Below are 23064 nucleotides of genomic sequence, written 5' to 3'. Positions count from 1 at the left end.
GAAATGAAAATCTCACTGTCCAAAATAATAGAAAAAAACTTATATATTTCACATTTACCATTGACAATGATAATGATTTTCATTATCATTTGATGTATGTGAGTTCTTGAAAATATAGCTACATTTATAGGAGGAATAAACATGATTATTGTTACAAATACAGCTAAAATTACAAAGGGAAATGGGCATAAATTAATTGAGCGTTTTAATAAAGTAGGTAAAGTTGAAACGATGCCAGGCTTTTTAGGTCTAGAAGTTCTTTTAACACAAAATACAGTTGATTATGATGAAGTAACAATTAGCACTCGCTGGAATGCAAAAGAAGATTTCCAAGGTTGGACAAAGAGCGCTGCATTTAAAGATGCTCACTCACATCAAGGCGGAATGCCCGAATATATTCTTGATAATAAAATTGCTTACTATGATGTAAAAGTTGTACGTATGCCAATGGCTGCAGCACAGTAAGAACAGTCCTTTTTTAAAGTATAGAATATGAGAAGCGTTATCTATCACTTCTCATATTCTATACTTTTTTCTTTAATTTCTTTTTACTAATTTTGCGTGTACAACTAGCCTTCCAGCCTCTGGATCAAGAGCATAATCACAAGTAGAAAGTGTTACGATTTCATCATTAGCCGTCAATTCCGTATCCGTTTTGTACAGTGATTTTTCTTGAATTCCCTTTAAGAACGATGCATATGCTGCATCATTTCCAAAATCCGTTTCAATGTAATAAAAGTCCGTTGTTGTCGTGTATACTGAAAAAACTTCAACGTCGTATCCTTCAAATAATGTATCGTAATATAATTTACGATGAGACATAAAAAAGTCTTCATCCAACATTTTTTTAAAACTACCAAACATAGAACCATCTTTCATACGATGGCCATATAAAATCGTATTTCGATTTTGAGATTTCACATCATTACGATGGTCCATAAAAATGCTTCCCGCTCTCATATCTTCACCTTTGTAATTACGAAATAAATAGTAATCATTATCTTTTGCTTGAACGATTGGATAATTAATTTGTGTATCATCCATCGTAATCCATCCGACTATCTCTGGATTAATTTTCTGGAGATCCTGAAACTGTTTACGTACCTCTCCATTTTCTGATTTTTCTTCCATTGGACTTCTTTTATAAATATGTTGTGCCTCAGCCATTACTTTACGATTTTCATAATAATCCATGAAAATCCCGCCCAACTCATACATTGAATAGAAAAAGATTCCTAAAAACACAATTGTAAGTATGCGTTGAAAAAAAGAATTCTTTTTCCGTCCTTTCTTACTATTCAAATTATCACCTCAAAACGGATTATGCTCAGCCTTTAGATTCCCATAGGTACCATGTACAATCCGGTATCTTCATCCTGCTTTACAATGACATCTACACCATATATTGCTTTAACCATTTCTTCTGTTATTACATCATTAGGAATACCTTTCGTAATGATTTCTCCATCTTTCATAACGATAATATGGTCGCTATAACGAATGGCTTGATTAATATCATGTAATACCATTACAATCGTTAGTCCATGCACTTCATTTAACTCTTTCACTAACTCTAATATTTCTAACTGATAGTAAATATCTAAATATGTGGTCGGCTCATCTAAGAAGAGCATTGGTGTATTTTGAGCTAATGTCATCGCGATCCAAACTCGCTGCCTCTCTCCACCAGATAAAGCATAAATTGGCTTATCACGCTTACTTTGTAAATTCGTACATACTAGTGCACGCTCAATCGCTTCTCTATCTTCATCTGTTTGCGGAGAGAATATATTTTTATATGGCATACGCCCGAAGCTTATTAGCTTTTCCACTGTAATATCTGCTGGAGCCTCATTTTGTTGATGGACAACTGCTAGCTTTCTAGCAAACTCTTTCGGTTTATATTCACCAATCGCTTTCCCATCAAGTATTACTTCTCCACTGCTAGGAGCGTGGTTTCTAGACATGACACTAAGTAATGTTGATTTCCCACATCCATTCGGTCCAATGATTGTTGTAATTTTCCCAATTTCTATTTCACTACTAACAGACTTTAAACTATTTGTTACGTTATCGTATGAAAAGGTTACATTTTTAATTTCCATGAACTTTATCACTCTTTCTAAGCAAAAATATTAAGAATGGACCACCAATAACCGCCATAATTGTTGCTGCTGGAATTTCGTTAGGTGGCACAATTAACCTTCCAATTGTATCTGCCGTCAAAATTAATAACGCCCCTGCAAGAGCAGAAAATGGAATTAATACTTTATGGTCTGAACCGACTAATTGTCTTGAAATATGCGGAACTAGTAATCCTACAAAAGCAATAACACCTGCAATCGCTGTTGATACTGCCGCTAAGAGTACTGCAATGGCAGAAATAATAAGACGAACTCTCGTCACGTGCAAGCCTAAGTTTTTCGCAGTCTTATCTTGTAGCGATAATAAGTTACACCAAGCTCCTACGAACAAAGCAAGAATAAGACCAATCGTTCCATAAGTCACCATTATTTCTACATCGCCCCACGTCTTCATTGTTATGTTAGAAGTCGTCGTTTGCTTAATACTCTTAATAAAATACCCACAAATCGTAACGAATGATTCATTTAATCCAGTAAACATTGCATTAATGGCAATACCAATTAAAATAATGCGAAGCGGGCTTAATCCTGATTTCCATGAAAACGAATAAACGAGATAACATGCAAGCGCACCACCTAAAAAGGCGAATACGGGTGTCCAGAAAAAGAATTGCGGGAACAGCGTAATAATAACGAGTGTCATAAAACTTGCTCCTGAAGATATACCGATTACCCCAGCATCAGCGAGTGGATTTTTCATAACAGCTTGAAAAAGCACACCTGAAACAGCGAGAGCCGCTCCAGTGAACAACGCAATAATAATACGCGGGAAACGTAAATCTTTAATGACTTCAACATCTTCATTTCCACCTGTAAATATCCCTTGTACAAGTTCAACAATACCTACTTCTAAACTCCCTTTCATCGCTGACAATGATGTCATAACAATAAGCAATGCAGTAACAATGAGGAAACTCCAAGTTTTTTTATTCATTCTACTCTTCCTTTATATTAAAATGCATCACGGATACATCATTTTTTTCAATTCATCTAACGCTTCAATTGCTGCTAAATTGCCTGTCGTTCCAAATAAACGCTCTTCTAAATCGTAAACACGGTTATTTTTAACCGCAGCAAAGTGTTTCCAAATATCATTTGTTTTAAATTCTTTATCAAACATTTTTACAACTTCATCAGGCATACCATGAGCTGCTCGTAAAATAATATCTGGATCAGCTTTCTTTAAATACTCTGTATTAGAAGCTAAATATTCTACTTGTTCACCTTGCACAATATTTTTACCACCTAGTTGTTTCACTAAATCTCCAATATAAGAATGCTCTGTTGCTACTAAATAACTTCCCGGCACACCTAATAAAATAAGTACTGTCGGTTCTTTCTTTCCTTTTACTTCTTTTTGAATGCTAGCAACCTTTTTATCTAATTTAGTTACTACTGCTTCGGCCTGTTTTTCACGCCCATATTTCTTACCTAAATCGCTAATAGAACTTTGCATATTTTTCAAACTCGTTAAATCTAAAAAGTTTGCTTTCATACCCACACCATCAAAAACTGGCTTTAATTCATATTCAAGTGTTGTCACAGATAACACTTCTGAAGGCTTTAATGACTTTACCTTTTCCATATCTGGACTCATTGGATTCCCAACTTCAGGTAAACCTTTATATCGCTTCGGTAAAGTTTTAGAGCTTGTTGGAACGCCAACTAAATCTACTTCTAACGCATCCATAATTTCAGTAACAGCCACTGTTGTTGCAACAACGCGCTCTTTACTCTCACTCTTTACCTGCTTTGCTGTTTCTTTTTTTGGTGATGAGCACCCAGCTATACTCATTAACAAAATGATAGCCATTAGTACACTTGCAATTTTCTTCACTCTCAATCACCACTCCTTTCCATACAATATGAAACAAGTCTTGATGCACGCGAATATGCATCAAGACTCCAAAAATTACAATCTACCTGCTCTATATTTACGAACTAGTAAAGCAAGTGAACCTAGCAGTAACACCATATATAAACCAAGTTGTGCTGTATCTGCAGTTTTTGAGTTTTTCTCTTTTTTCGAATCATTTTTTGTATCTTCTTTTTTCTTCTGACCATCTGCATTTCGGTTAAAATCAGGAGTACCTACTGTTTTTACATTATCTACTTTCGGTGTAGTCACTGGATTTTTCGGTTCATTTTTCGGTTCCTCTTTAAGAGTTCCTAACGCGCCGATATTATTTGTATCAAATTGAATTTGCACATCGTAGAAATGATGGTAGTTCATCTCATCGATGTCTACCTTTACTTTTGCGTTTAATTTTTTAAATAGATCTTCTACTTCAAACTGTACTACTCGCGTATTTACATTTTTATCTTCGCTTACTACTTTCGCATCAGCGAATAGTTCATTGTTTTCCGTTTGGAATTTCGTAATCCACGCACTATTTTTCAGCGTCATCTCAATATATTTTTTACCATCTTTTACGATTAATTTCGCTGGATTTACAACATAGTCATTCATCTTTGAAATCTCATCTGTTTTATCTTTTAATACTTTAAATGTAATATCATATTGGCCATCTACTAAATTTTTCGGATCAACTATTACTTTCGGGTTATTATTTCCACCTTGGTTGTCGTTTCCGCCTTGGTTGTCGCTTCCGCCTTGGTTGTCGTTTCCGCCTTGGTTGTCGCTTCCGCCTTGGTTGTCGTTTCCGCCTTGGTTGTCGCTTCCGCCTTGGTTGTCGTTTCCGCCTTGGTTCCCTAAGGCTTTAATACTGTCTTGATCAAATACAAATTGAACATCATAGAAATGGTGATAATTCATTGAATCAATATCTACTTTTACTTTTGCATTTAATTTTTTAGACAAATCGTTTACTTCTACTTCTACTACTCTTGTATTTTGTTCTTTATTTTCACTTAACACTTTTGCATTAACGAAAGAACCATTTTTCTCAAATTCAAATTTCGTAATCCATGTACTATTTTTTAATGTAAACGATACGTATTTCTTACCATCTTTTACTTTTAATACACCTGGGCTTTTTGTGTATGTGTTCATCATTGAGATTTCATCTGTTTGATCTTTTAACACTTTAAAGCCAATTCTGTATTCACCATCTTTAAGAGCTTTTGGATCAATTGTTGTGTTATTATCTTGGTTGTTGTTTCCACCTTGGTTGTTGTTTCCACCTTGGTTGTTGTTTTCACCTTGGTTGTTGTTTTCACCTTGGTTATCTAACGACTTAATGCTACCTTTATCAAATGCAAATTGAATATCGTAAAAATGGTGATAATTCATTGAATCGATATCTACTTTTACTTTTGCATTTAACTTTTTCGATAAATCTGGTACTTCTACTTCCACTACGCGTGTATCAGTTTTTTTATCTTCACTTATTACATTTGCATCAACAAACGAACCATTTTTCTCAAATTCAAATTTTGTAATCCAAGAACTGTTCGTTAACGTAAATGATACATACTTCTTACCATCTTTTACTTTTAGCACACCTGGACTTTTTGTATATGTGTTCATCATTGAAATTTCGTCTGTTTGATCTTTTAATGCTTTAAAATTGATGCTGTATTCACCATCTTTAATTGTTTCAGCATCTGTTTTTTTATTTTCATCTGGTTTTTCTACTTCTGGTTTTTCTGCTTCCGGTTTTTCTGCTTCCGGTTGTTTCTCTTCATTTTTAATTTGTTCAAGTTTATCTTGTTCAAATAAAAGTTGTACATCATGCATTTGCTTATAATTTCTTGATGCCATTTCGATAAATACTTTTGTATTTAGTTTTTTAGATAAATCGTTTACTTCAAACTCTACTACTCTTGTATCTTTTTCCTTATCCTCACTCACTACTTTTGCATCAACAAATGCGCCATCTTTTTCCGTTTGGAAATTTTTAATTAATGAGCTACTTTTTAGTGTTACAATTGCTTTTTTCTTACCGTTTTCTACTTTTAATACTCCTGGATTTACCATGTAACTATTCATCTTAGATTCTTCATCTGTTTGATCTTTTAACACTTTAAATGGAATGCTGTACGCACCATCTGTAATTGTGTTAGAATTTGGTTGTTGATCTGGGTCAGGCTTTTGGTCGGGCTTCTGACCTGGATCGGTAGTTTCATTTGGATCTGGCTTATTAGCTGGGTCCTCTTTTTCATTTGGTTTTTCTACATGAATTGGTGTAATGCTATTTTGATCAAATGCAATACGAACGTCGTACTCATGATGATAATTTAAAAAATCAATATCTACTTTTACTTTTGCATTTAATACCTTCTCTACATCTTCTACATCAAATTCTACTACTCTTGTATCTTTTTCTTTATCTTCACTAATTACATTTGTCGCAACTAGCTTACCTGCTTTTTCTGTTTCAAATTTCGTAATCCATGAACTATTTGTTAATGTAAAGGATACTTTCTTTTTCCCATCCTTCACTTTTAAAGTTCCCGGACTTACTGAATATTGATTCATCATCGATTCTTCATCTGATGTATCTTTTAAAACTTTGAAGCCAATTGAATATTCACCGTCAGCCAACTTGGTAGCTGCTTGAACTGCAAGTGGTTGTAATGTTGATACGAATGTAAATATCATTAAAAACATAGCAACAATAATTTTTGTATACCTGTTCAATGGAACGACTCTCCCTTTTGAAAATTATTTAATACTGTTCCCATCAAATACAAAGCGAATATCATACGAAGCATTATAATTAATAATTGGAATATTAATTTTCACCTTGCCATTTAGTTTTTTTGACAAGTCAGCAACTTCAAATTCTACAACTCTAGTATTATCTTTTTTGTTTTCACTTAACACGGTTGTTTCTACAAATTGACCATCTTTTTCTACTTGGAAACTTTTAATAGAAGCACTATCTTTCACTTTAAATGAAACATATTGTTTTCCATTTTTAACTGTTAATGTTGCTGGGCTTTCAAAATAACTATTCATTCTAGACGATTCATCTTTATCGCCTTTCCATACAGTAAAAGCAATATTATATTTTCCATCAGCTAGTTTTGTAGCAGCCTTTGCATCTTGTAAACCTAGTGTTGCGATAAATGTAAATAAAACAGCAAATACGGCAATAATCATTTTAAATTGTTTAAACATATATTCATCACCCTTCAAAAGATTTATTTACTCAATTTCACTTTACGAATTAAGAAAGCACCTGAAATAAGAATTAACGCTGCAAACAATCCAATACGTGCTTCATCGCCTGTTTTTGGGTTATCTGTTTTTTCAGCTTTTCCATTTTCATTTTTTGTTTCTTTATTCACTTCTTTAGCTGTTTCCTTACTCTCTACTTTTGTTTTTTCTTCTTTTACTTGTGTATCTGTTTTCGCTTGATCATTATTTTTTGTTGTAGCAGCTACGCCATTATCGCCACCTACAGCTTTTACATTTGCATCAAAAGCAAAACGAATTGTGTAGTGGTGGTCATAGTTTGCACTTGGTACAACAACATGAATTTTTACAGCTGCCGGTTTGGATAAATCATCTACTTTAAACTCTACTGTTCTTTTATCTGCCGATTCATCTTTATTAACAACTTTCGCATCAACAAAATTTCCGTTCTCTGGTGCTTTAAATTCTGTAATCCAAGCACTATGATTCATCGGAACTTGTACTCTCATCTCACCGTTTTTCACTATTAATTTTGCCGGCTTTTCAAAATAGTCATTTGCCATTGAAGCTGAATCATTTTCCGCTTTTTGAATTACATAATTAATATCGTAAGTACCATCAGCTAGTTTTGCTGAAGCATTCCCGTATGGCATTACAAGAAAAGCTAGCATACATACGAACGTTATAATAAAAGCGGGTAATACAGAAACCTTTTTCATTTTTTTTGTTTCCTCCTTGGTTATCTTTCATTTCACTTTTTACGAAAATGATAATTATTCTCAATTCATAAGAAAAAAATAATCTCTTCTACCTATTATTTAATTAGCATTCTTTTATGTAACATAAGCGTTATTGATTATCATTCTCATTTAATATTAAAAATAATATCTCACCCTATTCCTTATACGAAGGCATAGAAACTGAGAAAAAATTATTAAACGTATTTATTGATTATCATTCTCAATGTAGGTCAAAAAAAATAAACTTTCTCTTCTCCTCTTCTCTCACCTCTTCCCATAACAACACTATAGTTATAGAAACCCCGTTTCCCTCACTTCCCTTCCAATATTTCCACAACTAAGTCAATCTTAGCCTACTCATAAATTTTTTGTCAACTATATTACGTATAAAATTTTTAATATCTAAATTTCTCTATATGCGGCTTTTTTTACAAAAAAAGAGACTTTCTATTATAGAAAGCCTCTTTTCTCTATTTTTCTACAGCAATTTCCTGCTTTTGAAACTTAGAAACTATATAACCAAATCCTATACCGATTATGCCTGGAACTAACCAACCAATTCCTACACTATATAATGGAATCTTATCTAAAATAGGTGCTAGCGCTGCAATTTGAAGGTTTGCATTGTGTAACCCATCAAAGAAACTTATTGCAAATGCTCCTACAATCCCGCCCACATACATTGCTAATGGAAGACGAACGTAGTTTTCAACAAGTGATAATACGATAAGTACGATTCCAATTGGATAAATTGCGATTAAGATTGGTAATGCTAATGCATTTAACTGAGTTAACCCAAGGTTTGCTACCATAAATGCTAATACACAGAAAATGAAAACGACTTTTTGATAAGAAAGCTTTGGTAATAAAGAAGAGAAGTAATCACCACAAGCTGCAACAATACCTACAGAAGTTGTTAAACATGCTGCTGTAATTGCGATCCCTAGTAATAAAGTTCCGTAGCTACCAAATAAATGATTCACGACATTTGTTAAAATAATTCCTCCGTTTGCGCCCATTCCAAGTGACACACTAGAAGCTCCAAGATAAGCAAGTGCTAAATACACAAGTAGTAGACCAAGCGCTGCAATAAATCCTGCAAAGATTGTTACTTTTGCAATACTGTTTTTATTTGTAATGCCTTTTTCTTTTAACGCATGAATTACAACATTTCCGAATACCAGTGCTGCAAGTCCATCTAAAGTTAAATATCCATCAATAAATCCTTTAAAGAGAGGAGCACTATACGCTTCTGTCGGTGCACCAAATTCTCCAATTGGTGTAATAAGTGCTTTACCTACGATAATTGCAATAACAGCTAATAGTATTGGAGTTAGCACTTTACCAATACGACCCACTAATTTCGAAGGATTTAAAGCTAAATAGAAAGTGACTGCAAAAAAAATAAGTGTAAAGATAACAAGTGGATATGACTGACCAGCTATCTCACTTGGTAAAAACGGTGCAACACTCATCTCATAAGCTACTGTTCCTGTACGCGGCACACTTACGAATACGCCTAAACATAAATAAATTGCAGTGATAAAAACAAGTGCGAATATAGGATGTACACGTCCTGCTAGCTCATTAATATCTCCCTTTAAAGCTATAACAATTACTCCTAATAAAGGTAGTCCAACGCCTGTTACGATAAAACCAAACAACGCAATCCATACGTCTGTTCCAGCGCCTTGTCCTAATGCTGGTGGAAAAATCATATTACCCGCACCAAAAAACAGTGCAAATAACATTAAACTTATTGCAAACATCTCTGAAAACTTTAAAGATGATTTCATTTCTACTAACCTCCTAAAATAATAAATTAACAAAATATTCTGAATTAAAATCCGTCACATATCCTCTTTCAAGCATACTTCCCCGTAAAAGAACGCAAAAAACACCCGTCCCTAATAAAGGGACGAGTGTTGAAATCGTGGTTCCACCCTTATTCTAATAAAATGAATTTATAACGAAATAAGCTCATTTTATAGCTCGTGTAAATTGATAACGGTTTTATCCGCCAAGAATTACAATGCATCATGTATGCAGTTCACTCTTGAAGTTTAGAGGTGGTAAGCTTGTCTTTTCGTATTAGGAAGCTCACAGCCTAAGGCTTCCCTCTCTGAGAATCGTAAAATACAACTCATGTCCTCATCATTACTTTTATAAAATATCTTGTCGAAACTTGTTGTTTTTTATTATATGGGCTATTTTTTAAAAAATCAATAGTTTTATTTTTTCTGACAAAAAAATATAGGGAGAAAATTTTTCCTCCCTATAACTGCCCTATTAAAATTTCTAACTCTTCAGCTGTAACGCTCCGCCACTTTCCAACTTCAAGCTCATTTAGCTCTATATTCATAATGCGTACTCGCTTTAGCTTTATTACAGTAAATCCGAAAGCACGACTCATTCTACGAATTTGCCTGTTCATTCCTTGCGTTAAAACGATACGAAATGTTGATTGATCGACTCTTGTCACTTTGCACGGCTTCGTCATTCCATCTTTAATCTTTACACCGCGGGACATCTCATCAATAAACCAGTCCGTAAAAGGTTTATCGACTGTGACAACATATTCTTTCTCGTGCTCATGATCACCATGTAAAATTTGATTCGCAATGCCGCCGTCATTCGTTAATAAGATAAGTCCTTCTGATGCTTTATCTAATCGCCCAACTGGAAAGATTCGCTCTGGGTAATTGATATAATCAATAATATTATCTTCAATATGATCGGCTGCTGTACAAGTAATTCCGACTGGTTTATGAAATGCGATATACACTTTTTCTTTCTCTTCTTTTACAATAACTTGCCCATCAATCGTTACCCTATCACCATCGCTTACGAGTGCACCGTGCGTACATATTTCGCCGTTAATAGCCACGCGTCCAGCTTTAATGAGACGATCTGTTTCACGTCTGGAGCATAATTTTGCTTCGCTTATGTATTGGTTGATTTTCATGTTCTATTCCTTTTCACATATATTAAAAGCGTCAATCTATGGCAATATCATTCTGCCACGATTGACGCTTTTTCACTTCGCAAAAACAACTAAATAAATAACCCCAATCACCAAAAATATTCCACAACAAGCTAACAATACTTTTGCAAGTTTGTCCATAAACATATAATGGTTTCCCCTTTGTTTCGTTGTTTTCTATTTTAATTCGACAACTGTTACGCCTAGGCCTCCCTCGCCCATGTCACCGTAACGGAAGGTTTTTACACCGCGATGCTTCTTCAAGTAATCTTGTACACCTTGGCGAAGTGCTCCTGTCCCTTTACCGTGAATGATTGATACGCGAGGATAGCTTGCAAGCTGGGCATCGTCTAAGTATTTCTCAACGCGCGCCATTGCATTTTCAAATCGTTCACCACGAAGATCAAGTTCTAATGAAACGTGATAGTCTCTACCTTTTACCGTTGCAACTGCTTTTTTCTCTGTTTGCTTCGGTGTGTTAATGTATTCCATATTAGATTCTTTCACTTTCATCTTCAGAATACCGATTTGTACGCTCCACTCTGTATCGCTTACTTTTTCAAGTAGTTGACCTTTTTGACCGAACGTTAATACTTTCACTTCATCACCTGCACGTAACTGTTGTTTCGGTGCAGTATTTTTCACATTTACTTTTTGTTTCTTAACAAGCTCTGGCGCTGCGCCTTCTAGACGACTCTTCGCTTCAATTAGCTCGTGGTCTTTCACATTTGCAAGCTGTGCTTTACGCAATTGACGAAGTTCTTGAATAATGCCTTCTGCTTCTTTCTTTGCAGCTTCGACTTTTTCTTCTCCTTCTTTTTGCGCTTTTAATAATCGTTCATCACGATCTTCGTTAAATTCAATAATTTGACGTTGTAATTCACGATGCAGTTTTTCAGATTGTTTGCGAAGCGCTTCTGCTTCGTTCCAGTCACGCTCTGCGTTCTTCTGGCTTTCTTCTAACTTCGCAATCATATTTTCAATTTTATTCGTATCTGTACTAATGTGATTGCGTGCTTGCTCAATAACGCGATCAGATAATCCAAGACGTTTCGAAATTTCAAAGGCATTACTACGGCCTGGTACACCGATTAATAATTTATAAGTTGGACTTAATGTATTTACATCAAACTCAACACTCGCATTAATAACTTGCTCACGGTTATATCCGTATGCTTTTAATTCTGGATAATGCGTCGTTGCAACAACGCGAGCACCGCGATTACATACTTCATCTAAAATTGAAATGGCAAGTGCAGCCCCTTCCTGTGGGTCTGTTCCAGCACCTAATTCATCGAATAAAACTAAGCTTTCAAAATCAGCTTTTTCTAAAATATCAACGATGTTCACCATATGTGAGGAGAACGTACTTAAACTCTGTTCAATCGATTGCTCATCACCGATATCAGCAAAGATATTTTTGAATACACAAATCTCTGACTCATCCATTACTGGAATGTGAAGGCCAGATTGCGCCATTAACACACAAATACCAACTGTTTTCAGCGTAACTGTTTTACCACCTGTATTCGGTCCTGTAATAACAATTGTCGTGAAATCTTTACCTAACATAATGTTATTTGGCACGATTATTTCTGGATCGATAAGCGGATGGCGTGCTTGTCTTAAGTCCATGTAACGCTCGTTATTTACAATCGGCTTTGTCGCTTTAATTCGCTTCGCATAAAAAGCTTTCGCAAAGATGAAATCAAGATTTGCAACTACTTCTACGTTTGATAAAACGATATCCGCTTCTACTGCCACTTCTTCTGTTAACATTAATAAGATGCGTTCGATTTCTTGTTTTTCTTTCACACGTGCTTCTTGCAGTGCATTATTTAATTCTACAATGACTTGTGGCTCAATAAATAACGTTTGTCCAGAAGCCGATTGATCGTGAACAATACCACCATATACGCCGCGATATTCTTGTTTTACTGGGATTACGTAACGTTCGTTACGAATCGTTACAATCGAATCAGACAGCATCTTTTGCGCGTTTGAAGAGCGCGTCATATTTTCTAACTTTTCACGAATACGACTTTCCGCAGTACGAATTTGAGTACGAATACCACGCAGTTTATCACTTGCGCTATCGACTACTTCACCGCCGTCACCGATGCAATTTGTAATTTTCTTTTCTAAATCATATAAAGATACAATTTGAGCGACGTGAGTTTCTAAAATCGGAAGCTCGACACCGTTATCAGCCATATCTTCAATGAAGCGTTTCATATTACGACTACCATACATCGTATTTGCAATATCAAGTAATTCATTTGGACTTAACATACTCCCAATTTTTGCACGCTTCACATTTGAGCGAATATCCGTAATACCACCTAATGGTGCACTACCTTTTAAACGAATAACTTTCGCTGCTTCATCCGTTGTATCTTGCATTTCTACAATTTCTTCAAAATCAGTGCTCGGCACTAAATGCTTCACTTTGTCACGACCAAGTGAAGATGCTGTATGTTCAAGTAATTGTTCTTTTACTTTATTGTATTCTAATACACGCAACGTTCTTTCTAACATGTTGCAGGTCCCCCTTGTATTACTTATTACGTTTAATATAGTCTAATAAACGTTCAATATCCCACGTGTTAATCACGTTATCTTTTTGAATCCAACCTTTACGTGCTGCTGCTACACCTGTTTCCATATCTTCTAACATTTCAAGCGTATGAGCATCCGTATTAATCGCTACTTTCACACCAGCATCTTGTGCTTGTTTTAATAATTTCGCGCTTAAATCTAGACGGTTCGGATTCGCATTTAATTCTAAAACTGTATTTGTCTCTTTTGCTAGTTCGATTAATAAATCTGTATCTACATCATAACCCTCACGACGCCCGAGAAGACGTCCTGTAGGATGGGCAATCATTGTGACATGTTTATTCTCAAGTGCAGTACGTAGACGCTTCATAATCGTTTCACGGTCTTGTGAGAAGCTAGAGTGAATCGCTCCAATGACATAATCTAATTCTGCTAATACTTCATCATCAAAATCAAGCGAGGCATCTGGTAAAATGTCCATTTCAATTCCGCGTAAAATTGTAATGTCTGGATACTTTTCATTCATACGTTCAATTTCTTTCGCTTGCTCACGAAGACGCTCTTTCGTTAAACCGTTCGCCACTTTTAAGTATTGCGAGTGATCAGTAATCGCCATAAACTTATATCCACGAGCACGGCACGCTTGTACCATTTCTTCAATAGAAAAAGCACCGTCACTCCAAGTTGTATGCATATGTAAATCACCTTGTATATCGGAAAACTGAATTAAGTTCGGATACTCTTTAATTAATTCAATTTCTTTTCCATCTTCACGCACTTCTGGCGGAATAAATGGCAAACCGAAATGAGCAAAGAAGTCTTCTTCAGTCTCAAATGTTTTCACTTCACCTGTTTCCAAGTTCTCTACACCGTACTCACTAATTTTCTCGCCTTTATCTTTTGCGATTTGACGCATTTTTACGTTATGATCTTTTGATCCTGTGAAATGGTGAAGAGTTGTAATAAACTCTTCTGGTTTTACTAAACGGAAATCAATTGAAATATCATATTCATATTGAAGACGGACAGAAACTTTCGTATCTCCACTTGCTATTACTTCAATCATATTATCAAATTGTAGTAAATGCTCACGTACCGCTGCTGGTTCTGTCGTTGCAATGATAAAATCTAAATCTTTCACTGTTTCACGAACACGGCGCAAACTACCAGCGCGAGAGAAACGAATTACTTCAGCAATATTCGACAATTTCTCCTCTATTTCCCCGGCAATAGGCAATACCATCGCAATTGGTAAACGCTCTGGACGAGAGCCTACTTGATCGATTGCTTCTAATATTTTCTCTTCTGTCTTCTTACCGAAACCAGCTAAAGCTTGTACTTTATTTTCCTCACAAGCAGCTTTTAACGTCTCCATATCAATAACGCCTAGCTCTTTATATAACTTAGCCACCTTTTTACCACCAAGACCTGGTAGTTTTAATAACGGCAATAAGCTACTTGGTACTTCTTTTTCAAGTTCTTGTAATACTTCAGATGTTCCCGATTCTATATATTCTTGTATAACGGCTGCTGTTCCTTTTCCGATTCCTGGAATCTTTGTGAAATCTTCAATTTCAGAAAGACTACGATCGTCACTTTCTAATGCTGCTGCCGCTTTACGAAATGCAGATATTTTAAATGGATTCGCACCCTTTAGTTCCATAAAAAGCCCGATTGTCTCTAATAATTTGATCACTTGTTTTTTATTTACTTTCATCATTGCCCCGCCTTTCTTTCATAGAAAAAAACTTCTCTTTCCGAAAAAAGAGAAGTTATACTCTGCTACCTGTCTGCCATAGTTCCTTCACCTTTTCAGATAGAATCGGTGTATCGTCTACAATTATTTTGCTAATTGATGATTTTTGTAATGGTGTTTGTACTTGTTCAATCGGAAGAATATTTCCAATGATAATTAAGACAAACAAAATAATATATACTTCTAAAAATCCGAGGATTGCCCCCGCAAACGCATTTACTTGCTTTAAAACCGGTATTTCTGCAAACATATTTAACAAATTACCAAGTAATGAAAGTGCAATTTTAGTGATAATAAACAATATGATAAACGCAAGCGCTTGATAAAATACTGTCTCAATATTATTTGCATCAATCCATTCTGGAACAGATACGTTTTTATCAAATGGATACGGAATAAATTTCGCAAGTGCTGGCGCTAAATCTTTACAGTACCAGTATGCAACAAGGTATGCGATAATAAAGCTTGTTAACTTTACAAGTTGCAGAATAAACCCTCTGCGTAAGCCGAGGAAAAATCCCATAACAAGCAGTAAAATGATAATAATATCAATCATGTTATTCCATTCCTTTTTTTGTCATACTTTCTTTCAATTTCTCATGTTCTTCTTTTAATTTTATGTAATCGTGTATGACGTTTACCGCCGTCAATACCGCTAGTCTACTCGTGTCAAGCGAAGGATTCTTGGCATTGAGTTCGCGCATTTTATCATCCACAATCGCTGCTACCATGCGGATATGACTTGTACTTTCATCGCCAACAACTGAATATTGCTGACCATAGATTTCTACATTAATTCGACTTTTCTTTCCCTTTTGTTGTGACAACTCACCGGCCTCCAATCACGTACAGAATCCTAAAGTTTATCATACCATGAACCTTCATAATATGGAAACAGAAAGAACAATCCGATATGATAAAAATAACAATATAAAAAAAGGGGCGACCATTATGTCAAATTCTATCGTAATTCAAACAAATTCTACAGTAATTGAAGACATGAAACAACAATATAAACATTCGCTTAGCCCGAAAACTCCGCAAGGCGGGATCTTCATGGCAAAGGTACCATCTTGCACGATTACAGCGTATAAATCTGGAAAAGTAATGTTCCAAGGAGGCCGCGCTGAAGCAGAAGCTTCTCGTTGGCAAACTGTCTCTCAAACACCGAAAACAGCTGCAAAAAAATCTGTTGATTCACACCGTTATGCACCGCCTGCTTCCATCGGTACAATGTCTATTGTAGGGTCTGATGAAGTTGGTACTGGTGATTTCTTCGGACCGATGACAGTCGTTGCTGTATATGTGGATGCAAAGCAAATTCCACTACTAAAAGAACTTGATGTAAAAGACTCTAAAAACTTAAATGACGATCAAATTACTGCCATTGCGAAACAACTTCTACACGTTGTTCCTTATAGCTCTCTTGTCCTTCATAACGAAAAATATAACGAGCTATTTGATAAAGGAAACAACCAAGGTAAGTTAAAAGCTTTACTACACAATAAAGCTATTACAAACTTATTAGCTAAAATGGCACCTACAAAACCTGAAGGCGTCTTAATCGATCAATTCACACAACCTGATACATACTATAAATATTTAGCAAAACAAAAACAGGTACAGCGTGAAAATGTTTACTTCGCTACGAAAGGTGAAAGTGTTCATTTAGCTGTTGCCGCCGCTTCCATTTTAGCTCGCTACTCATTCGTAAAACAGTTTGACGAACTAAGTAAAAAAGCTGGTATGCCACTTCCAAAAGGTGCTGGTAAACAAGTTGATATCGCTGCTGCTAAATTAATTCAAAAGCTTGGTAAAGAACGATTACCTGAGTTTGTGAAACTGCATTTCGCTAATACGGAGAAGGCGCTTCGCTTATTAAGATAGTATCGACAAAAACAGGAGCCTACAAACTCCTGTTTTTTGTTTCATGTGTTCTCGATTCAATGTAATTGCATTTACTATTTTCCTCTTCTAACTATATCGCTAAATTAACTCATTTTTAGTAATTCCCCTATAAAAAAGGAGAGCCGCCAAGACTCTCCCTTTTTTATATTAGCTTCGTTTCTGCTTCTTATTTGATGAAGATACTTTATGAGAACCCGTTTCATGTGTTGTTGTCCCTTGTCCTTCCACTTCTGGAGAACCTAGGATTGATCTTGAATGGTCTTTTTTCACTTTTTTACTCATTGCACTCACCCCCAAGGTTACTTTTTACTTAAGGGTAAAAAACTATTCAACATAATAATCTGAACATATACTCGCTACTCTTTTACTCTCGTGTTTGGTTTTCGCTTATGTCCCATAGCCGCTTTGCTGCATCCTTATCCAAGGCAGCTTCAGACATTTCCCCTACTTGTTTATCGGCATAGTAATAACCACTCTGATTAGTAAATCCAGTTGATTCTGCTAGCCATACTAAAGTTTCAGCACCTTTCTCCGGCGTACGGGAGAAAGGTTTCATTGCTGCCATAGTTAAGCGAGCAGCTAGACCATTATCCTGGTTAAAATTTGTATTCACTAGCCCCGGGTCAAAGCTATAAGCACTAACACCCGTTCCCTCCAACCGCTGTGCCAATTCAGAGGTGAATAAAATGTTAGCTAGTTTTGTTTGTGCATAACGCATTGTAGGACCGCCCATGAACTTCTTAATACCGCGATACAGTTGTTCTGCATCTAGATCATCGAAATCAATTCCCTTTTTAGCCATTTTATGACCGTGAGATGCAGTGGTAATGACGCGAGCAGGAGCACTTTCTTTTAAACGCTCCAACAACAAATCTGTAAGTAAGAATGGACCTAAATGGTTTACCGCCCAGGTCATCTCCAAACCGTCCTCTGTAATTTGTCTTGTTTGAAATAAAGCACCCGCATTATTTACTAATATATCAATTCTCGGACATCTTTCTAAAATATCGGTAGCTACCTGGCGTATAGATTGTTGGGAAGACATATCAGCGAAAAATATATCTACCACTGCATTCCCATCCGTTATATTTTCAAGTTGAGTCATAACATCATTCGCTTTTGCTTCATTACGTGCAATGATTCCTAGCTTAGCACCGCTTTTTGCAAACATCTTAGCTGCCGCTAATCCAATACCACTTGTTGCACCAGTGATTACTATATACTTGTCACGCAATGTCCACTTTGTATGACTTGGAATTTCCCCCATTGTATAAAAACCCCTTCCCTATATAAATGTCGCATTCGTTTTACTTATATATGAAGTGGGAATTGAACTATGAACAACATCTTTTCTAGTCGTGAAATACTTTATAAAGTTCAGGTTGCAATTACAACCTTTCTCAATAAAAAAAGCGAGAGCAGTTGCTCTCGCTTTTTTTATATCTTAAAACTCAGAAGAACCTGGAGTTCTTGGGAATGGAATTACGTCACGGATGTTAGCCATGCCAGTGATGTACATTAGGAAGCGCTCGAAACCTAGACCGAATCCAGCGTGTTTTGTACCGCCGTATTTTCTAAGTTCTAAGTACCACCAGTAGTCCTCTTCGTTCATACCTAATTCTTTAATTCTGTCTACTAAAACGTCCATTCTTTCTTCACGTTGACTTCCGCCGATTAATTCGCCGATGCCAGGAACTAGAAGGTCAGTAGCAGCTACTGTTTTACCGTCTTCATTCAAACGCATGTAGAATGCTTTAATGTCTTTCGGATAGTCAGTTACGAATACAGGGCGTTTGAAGATTTCTTCTGATAAGTATCTTTCGTGTTCTGTTTGTAAGTCAATTCCCCATTCTACTGGGTATTTGAAGTCAGCACCTGATTCTTGAAGTACTTTAATTGCTTCTGTATAAGTGATGCGACCGAAGTCTGAGTTAATTACGTTGTTCATGCGCTCAAGAACTGTTTTATCAACGAAGCTGTTGAAGAATTCCATTTCTTCTGGTGCATGCTCTAATACGTATTTCATTGCATATTTCAGCATATCTTCTGTAAGGTTCATTACATCCCCTAGTTCCGCGAATGCAATCTCAGGCTCAACCATCCAGAACTCAGCAGCGTGGCGAGTTGTGTTTGAGTTTTCTGCACGGAATGTAGGTCCGAATGTGTATACATCACGGAATGCTAATGCATAAGCTTCAGCGTTCAGCTGTCCACTTACTGTTAGGTTTGTTTCTTTACCGAAGAAGTCTTTTGACTCATCAACTTTTCCGTCTTCACCTTTTGGTAGGTTATTTAAATCTTGCGTTGTTACGCGGAACATTTCGCCAGCACCTTCTGTATCACTACCAGTGATGATAGGTGTATGAACATGTACGAATCCACGCTCTTGGAAGAATTGGTGAATCGCAAATGCTGCGATAGAACGTACGCGGAACGTTGCAGAGAATGCATTTGTTCTTGGACGTAAGTGAGCGATTGTACGTAAGTATTCAAATGTATGACGTTTCTTTTGAAGTGGGTAATCAGAATCTGATAAGCCCTCGATATCAATTTTTTCTGCTTTAATTTCAAATGGTTGCTTCGCTCCAGGCGTTGCAATTACTTTACCTTCTACTTTAACTGAAGAGCTAAGTGGAAGTTTTGCAATTTCTTTGAAGTTCTCTAATTCTGTATCGAAAACGATTTGAACGCTTTTGAAGAAGCTACCGTCGTTTAATTCGATGAAACCAAATGCTTTTGAATCACGTAAGTTACGAATCCACCCTGATACTTGTACTGTTTGATCTGCATACTTTTCTGTATCTCTATACAGACTTTTTACTAATGTGTTTTCCATAGTGAAATTCTCCTTTGCTCATATATTTAAATACAAAAAAACCTTTCATCCATAAAGGGACGAAAGGTTAAACTTCGCGGTACCACCCAATTTGTCATAAAGACCAACTTTAACTCGTATGTAATACATACTTCCCGGTTTGTAACAGGCCGGATTCCCGTCTAAGTCTACTCTTGAATACGAGATTCAATTTCGGTTAGCAACTCCAAGGTGTTCTTCACATATACCGCCTCATCAGGCTCTCACCGTCCCTGACTCGCTTTGGATTATAGTATATACTACTTTTCCTTATCATCGTCTTTCATTTTGTTAAACTAAAATTAATGTACTACATTCGAGAGAAAGATGCAAGATGTCGGAAAATATATCAGTATTTTTCTTTTTTCAACAACATATATTTAAACGATTTCCATGAGAGATTAATTCCCTACTGTATTATCCTAATTTCCTTTTAATAATTCTTTCATCTTCATTTTTGTATCTTCCTCTATACGTGGCTGATAAATTGTAAGCTTTAATTCAGGTGCATCATAAACCTGGAGTGTAACATGATCCATGACCAACGTCCCTATGGCAGGATGTAAAAGTACTTTCCGACCAATAGGTGTTCCTTGCACTTCATGATTTGACCACCACATACGAAATTCGCTACTTCTTTCCGTAAGTTCCTCAATCACATTTTTAAACCACTCATCCCCAATAAATTGTGTATATGTAGCACGGAACTGTGCAATTAAACGTTGTGCATGATTTTCCCAGTTTTCAAATAGTTTACGGTATTCTTTTGATGTAAAACAACGCCAAACCGCATTTCGATTTCTCTCATCCATTTCACCAAAATCACCAAATACAACACTAGCAGCCTTATTCCAATGAACAATGTTAAGTTTTTCATCAATTACATAAGCAGGACAAAATTGTAATTGATCTAGTAACCCCTCTAAAACCCCATTTATATGTCCAGCAATCGGCTTCCTTATTTGAGAAGGTAGTGAAAGATTTGCCAATAAAATCAAATGATTTCTTTCTTCTCCCTCCAACCGAAACACACGAGAAATTGACTCTATAACTTCTTGAGAAACTTGGATATCACGCCCTTGTTCTAACCATGTATACCATGTCAATCCAATTCCAGTTAATTGTGCAACTTCTTCCCGTCTTAATCCTTTTGTTTTTCTTCGCTGACCAATTGGTAAATTAAATTGCTCAGGAGTCAACCTAGCTCGGCGGCTTTTCAAAAAATCTGCTAGTTCCTTCCTTCTATCTGCATCGCTTAACATATAATATTCCCCTTTATTAGTGGTAGTTTTTATACCAGTATAAATACACTCCTATTTTCATTATAAACCTACCTTTATCTTAATGAGTAAAGGAGGTGAATTTTATGATAATAAAAAATATAGAAACACATTCTTTTGAACTAACACAGCGATTTGTTTTATTTATGGCGGTAATATGTGGTTTTACAGTAGCAAACGTGTATATAAATCAAACCCTTTTAGTAAGCATAGCCCATACTTTTCATGTTTCAGAAACTAGAATCGGTATTGTTGCTACCGTAACCCAAGTCGGATATGCATTAGGAAATCTTTTCATAGTTCCTTTAGGGGATATACTTGAGAGAAAAAAATTAATTTTAATTTTATTGTCTCTCATTTGTATTAACTTAGCTTTAGCCGCTTTCTCAACAGATATGACTTGGCTAATTGCAGCTAATTTTATTCTTGGATTTGTTACAATCATCCCCCAGATTGTAATCCCTTTCGTCTCTCAATACGCCACTGATCAAAATAGAGGTCAAATTTTAGGAAATGTATCTATCGGTCTAGTTTGCGGCATTTTAGGAGCTCGATTAATTAGCGGATTAATTGATATTCACTTCGGATGGCGAACTGTTTATGGGATTTTTTTCATAAGTACTTTCATTCTTATGTTATTAGTGAAAATGTATTTCCCTAAAGGAGATCAGACTCATCACATGCAATATAAAAAGCTTCTCTTTTCTTTCATTCCACTCTTGTTGCAAGAGAAAATGTTACGAAAGGCTTGTTTAAGTCAAGGGATGGTATTTGGAGCTTTCAGTGTTTTTTGGACTACACTTATTTTCTTATTAACTACACATCCTTATCATTACGGAAGCTCTACTGTTGGATTAATCGGTTTAGTAGGAATAGTAGGAGCATTTGCAACACCTATTATCGGGCGCATTATAGATAAAAAAGGAGCCATATTTGCAAACGCTTTATGTACGTCTATTTCATTTTTTTCTTTTTTACTATTTTTGTTTTCAGGGTACTGGTTACCAGGACTCATTGTAGGGGCTCTTTTACTTACAGCTGGCACTCAAGCAAATCAAGTAGCTTGTCAAGCACACCTTTTCCAATTACATCCTGAGAAACGAAGTAGTTTGAACGGCATATACATGGTGGCAACATTTCTCGGTGGGTCTATAGGCTCTTACTTCGGACTGCTCGTCTGGAGCAAATGGCAGTGGACCGGAGTATGTATTCTTGGAATTTCCATGATAAGTATTACACTAATCTCATTTATAAAAATGCCCAATTATACTAGAAGGGAAGATGTATGTAATGAAAGAAACTAGTGTGAATTATGAAAAAGGGATGGGAATTTTAGCAAAAATCTCTCCTGAACATTACCAAAACATCGTAAATAACCTTGCAGATTCTGTTGCACCTGATTTAGGAACATTAGCTGTAGAATTTAACTACGGTCAAATTTTTGCCAGACCAGGTCTTGACTTGAAATCTCGATTACTTGCGACCGTTGCTGGATTAACAGCTTTAGGGAATACTGAACAACTGAAATTTTATATAAACGGAGCTTTAAACGTCGGATGGACAGAAGAAGAAATCATTGAAGTAATGATGCAAATGATTATATATGCCGGATTTCCTGTAGCATTAAACACCATTTTAACGGTTGCTACCGAAGTATTTACAGAACGAAAAACAGATACAATGTAATTAAAAATAAAAAGGTTGAGTCCCCTTCAATGGGTACTCAACCTTTTTAT

General features: G+C 35.9%; 21 protein-coding genes and 2 other annotated features. Of the genes, 4 read left to right on the top strand and 17 right to left on the bottom strand.

Features of this window, described 5'->3' with window-relative positions; genetic code table 11:
- The first annotated feature begins 141 nt into the window (after positions 1 to 141).
- Positions 142 to 465: a heme oxygenase gene (gene isdG / locus MR112_RS16820; protein ID WP_000587818.1), complete on the top strand. Its 324-nt coding sequence runs from the start codon at positions 142 to 144 to the stop codon at positions 463 to 465.
- A 72-nt stretch (positions 466 to 537) separates the two neighbouring features.
- Here the strand turns inward: isdG and srtB are convergent, their stop codons facing one another.
- From srtB to zapA, 13 genes are all read right to left on the bottom strand, one after another.
- Complete coding sequence (srtB, locus tag MR112_RS16815) at positions 538 to 1302, bottom strand: class B sortase (protein ID WP_242245136.1); 765 nt, start codon at positions 1300 to 1302, stop codon at positions 538 to 540.
- Between the two features lie 32 nt (positions 1303 to 1334).
- Positions 1335 to 2105, bottom strand: coding sequence for an ABC transporter ATP-binding protein (locus MR112_RS16810; protein ID WP_226368623.1), 771 nt, complete (start codon positions 2103 to 2105; stop codon positions 1335 to 1337).
- On the bottom strand, positions 2095 to 3078 hold the full coding sequence (locus MR112_RS16805) for a FecCD family ABC transporter permease (protein ID WP_001036848.1): 984 nt from the start codon (positions 3076 to 3078) through the stop codon (positions 2095 to 2097). The genes MR112_RS16810 and MR112_RS16805 overlap by 11 nt, the downstream gene beginning before the upstream one ends.
- A 27-nt stretch (positions 3079 to 3105) precedes the next feature.
- Positions 3106 to 3987: a heme ABC transporter substrate-binding protein IsdE gene (gene isdE, locus MR112_RS16800; RefSeq protein WP_002182955.1), complete on the bottom strand. Its 882-nt coding sequence runs from the start codon at positions 3985 to 3987 to the stop codon at positions 3106 to 3108.
- Positions 3988 to 4056: 69 nt separating this feature from the next.
- Positions 4057 to 6747 carry an NEAT domain-containing protein gene (locus MR112_RS16795; protein WP_242245135.1) on the bottom strand — a complete coding sequence of 897 codons (2691 nt, stop codon included), beginning with the start codon at positions 6745 to 6747 and terminating at the stop codon, positions 4057 to 4059.
- A gap of 24 nt (positions 6748 to 6771) precedes the next feature.
- Positions 6772 to 7230, bottom strand: a complete 459-nt coding sequence (locus MR112_RS16790; protein ID WP_000476164.1) for an NEAT domain-containing protein — start codon at positions 7228 to 7230, stop codon at positions 6772 to 6774.
- Positions 7231 to 7253: 23 nt separating this feature from the next.
- Positions 7254 to 7967 (bottom strand): heme uptake protein IsdC, encoded by a 714-nt coding sequence (gene isdC, locus MR112_RS16785; RefSeq protein WP_048656156.1) that lies wholly within the window; start codon positions 7965 to 7967, stop codon positions 7254 to 7256.
- A 491-nt stretch (positions 7968 to 8458) separates the two neighbouring features.
- The gene (gene brnQ6 / locus MR112_RS16780; protein ID WP_000842650.1) at positions 8459 to 9784 is read right to left on the bottom strand and encodes a branched-chain amino acid transport system II carrier protein BrnQ6; all 1326 of its coding nucleotides are present in this window, start codon (positions 9782 to 9784) and stop codon (positions 8459 to 8461) included.
- Positions 9785 to 9899: 115 nt separating this feature from the next.
- Positions 9900 to 10155: a binding site (T-box leader), on the bottom strand.
- Between the two features lie 108 nt (positions 10156 to 10263).
- Positions 10264 to 10953 (bottom strand): 23S rRNA pseudouridine(2604) synthase RluF, encoded by a 690-nt coding sequence (locus MR112_RS16775; RefSeq protein ID WP_000700716.1) that lies wholly within the window; start codon positions 10951 to 10953, stop codon positions 10264 to 10266.
- 195 nt (positions 10954 to 11148) lie between these two features.
- Positions 11149 to 13509 carry an endonuclease MutS2 gene (locus MR112_RS16770; protein ID WP_000893715.1) on the bottom strand — a complete coding sequence of 787 codons (2361 nt, stop codon included), beginning with the start codon at positions 13507 to 13509 and terminating at the stop codon, positions 11149 to 11151.
- A gap of 19 nt (positions 13510 to 13528) precedes the next feature.
- Positions 13529 to 15247 carry a DNA polymerase/3'-5' exonuclease PolX gene (polX, locus tag MR112_RS16765; protein ID WP_000867515.1) on the bottom strand — a complete coding sequence of 573 codons (1719 nt, stop codon included), beginning with the start codon at positions 15245 to 15247 and terminating at the stop codon, positions 13529 to 13531.
- Positions 15248 to 15302: 55 nt separating this feature from the next.
- A complete protein-coding gene (locus MR112_RS16760) occupies positions 15303 to 15842 on the bottom strand; it encodes a CvpA family protein (protein WP_000565409.1) in 540 nt (179 codons plus the stop codon).
- A 1-nt stretch (position 15843) separates the two neighbouring features.
- A complete protein-coding gene (zapA, locus tag MR112_RS16755; protein WP_000082701.1) occupies positions 15844 to 16113 on the bottom strand; it encodes a cell division protein ZapA in 270 nt (89 codons plus the stop codon).
- A 124-nt stretch (positions 16114 to 16237) separates the two neighbouring features.
- Between zapA and rnhC the strand changes: the two genes are divergently transcribed.
- Positions 16238 to 17173, top strand: coding sequence for a ribonuclease HIII (gene rnhC, locus MR112_RS16750; RefSeq protein WP_242245134.1), 936 nt, complete (start codon positions 16238 to 16240; stop codon positions 17171 to 17173).
- Positions 17174 to 17341: 168 nt separating this feature from the next.
- Here the strand turns inward: rnhC and MR112_RS16745 are convergent, their stop codons facing one another.
- The 4 genes from MR112_RS16745 to MR112_RS16730 all read right to left on the bottom strand — a co-directional run bounded on the left by MR112_RS16745 (position 17342) and on the right by MR112_RS16730 (position 21310).
- Positions 17342 to 17476, bottom strand: coding sequence for a YuzL family protein (locus MR112_RS16745; protein WP_000039591.1), 135 nt, complete (start codon positions 17474 to 17476; stop codon positions 17342 to 17344).
- Between the two features lie 82 nt (positions 17477 to 17558).
- The gene (locus tag MR112_RS16740) at positions 17559 to 18461 is read right to left on the bottom strand and encodes an SDR family oxidoreductase (RefSeq protein WP_000503910.1); all 903 of its coding nucleotides are present in this window, start codon (positions 18459 to 18461) and stop codon (positions 17559 to 17561) included.
- Positions 18462 to 18638: 177 nt separating this feature from the next.
- The gene (gene asnS, locus MR112_RS16735) at positions 18639 to 20030 is read right to left on the bottom strand and encodes an asparagine--tRNA ligase (RefSeq protein WP_000432177.1); all 1392 of its coding nucleotides are present in this window, start codon (positions 20028 to 20030) and stop codon (positions 18639 to 18641) included.
- 52 nt (positions 20031 to 20082) lie between these two features.
- Positions 20083 to 20334 (bottom strand) — a binding site (T-box leader).
- 136 nt (positions 20335 to 20470) lie between these two features.
- Positions 20471 to 21310 (bottom strand): helix-turn-helix transcriptional regulator, encoded by an 840-nt coding sequence (locus MR112_RS16730; protein ID WP_048656150.1) that lies wholly within the window; start codon positions 21308 to 21310, stop codon positions 20471 to 20473.
- Positions 21311 to 21414: 104 nt separating this feature from the next.
- On the opposite strand from MR112_RS16730, the gene MR112_RS16725 reads away from it, so the two are divergent.
- Both MR112_RS16725 and MR112_RS16720 read left to right on the top strand, forming a co-directional pair.
- Positions 21415 to 22632: an MFS transporter gene (locus MR112_RS16725; protein WP_173602387.1), complete on the top strand. Its 1218-nt coding sequence runs from the start codon at positions 21415 to 21417 to the stop codon at positions 22630 to 22632.
- Positions 22619 to 23014: a carboxymuconolactone decarboxylase family protein gene (locus MR112_RS16720; RefSeq protein ID WP_078187115.1), complete on the top strand. Its 396-nt coding sequence runs from the start codon at positions 22619 to 22621 to the stop codon at positions 23012 to 23014. The genes MR112_RS16725 and MR112_RS16720 overlap by 14 nt, the downstream gene beginning before the upstream one ends.
- Positions 23015 to 23064: the final 50 nt, after the last annotated feature.

Origin of the sequence: Bacillus cereus group sp. BfR-BA-01330, from assembly GCF_022663885.1 — a bacterium.
GTDB classification, from domain to species: Bacteria; Bacillota; Bacilli; order Bacillales; family Bacillaceae_G; genus Bacillus_A; species Bacillus_A cereus.
Note: the sequence above shows the minus strand (reverse complement) of the source record. Positions and strands in the feature narration are given on the sequence as shown.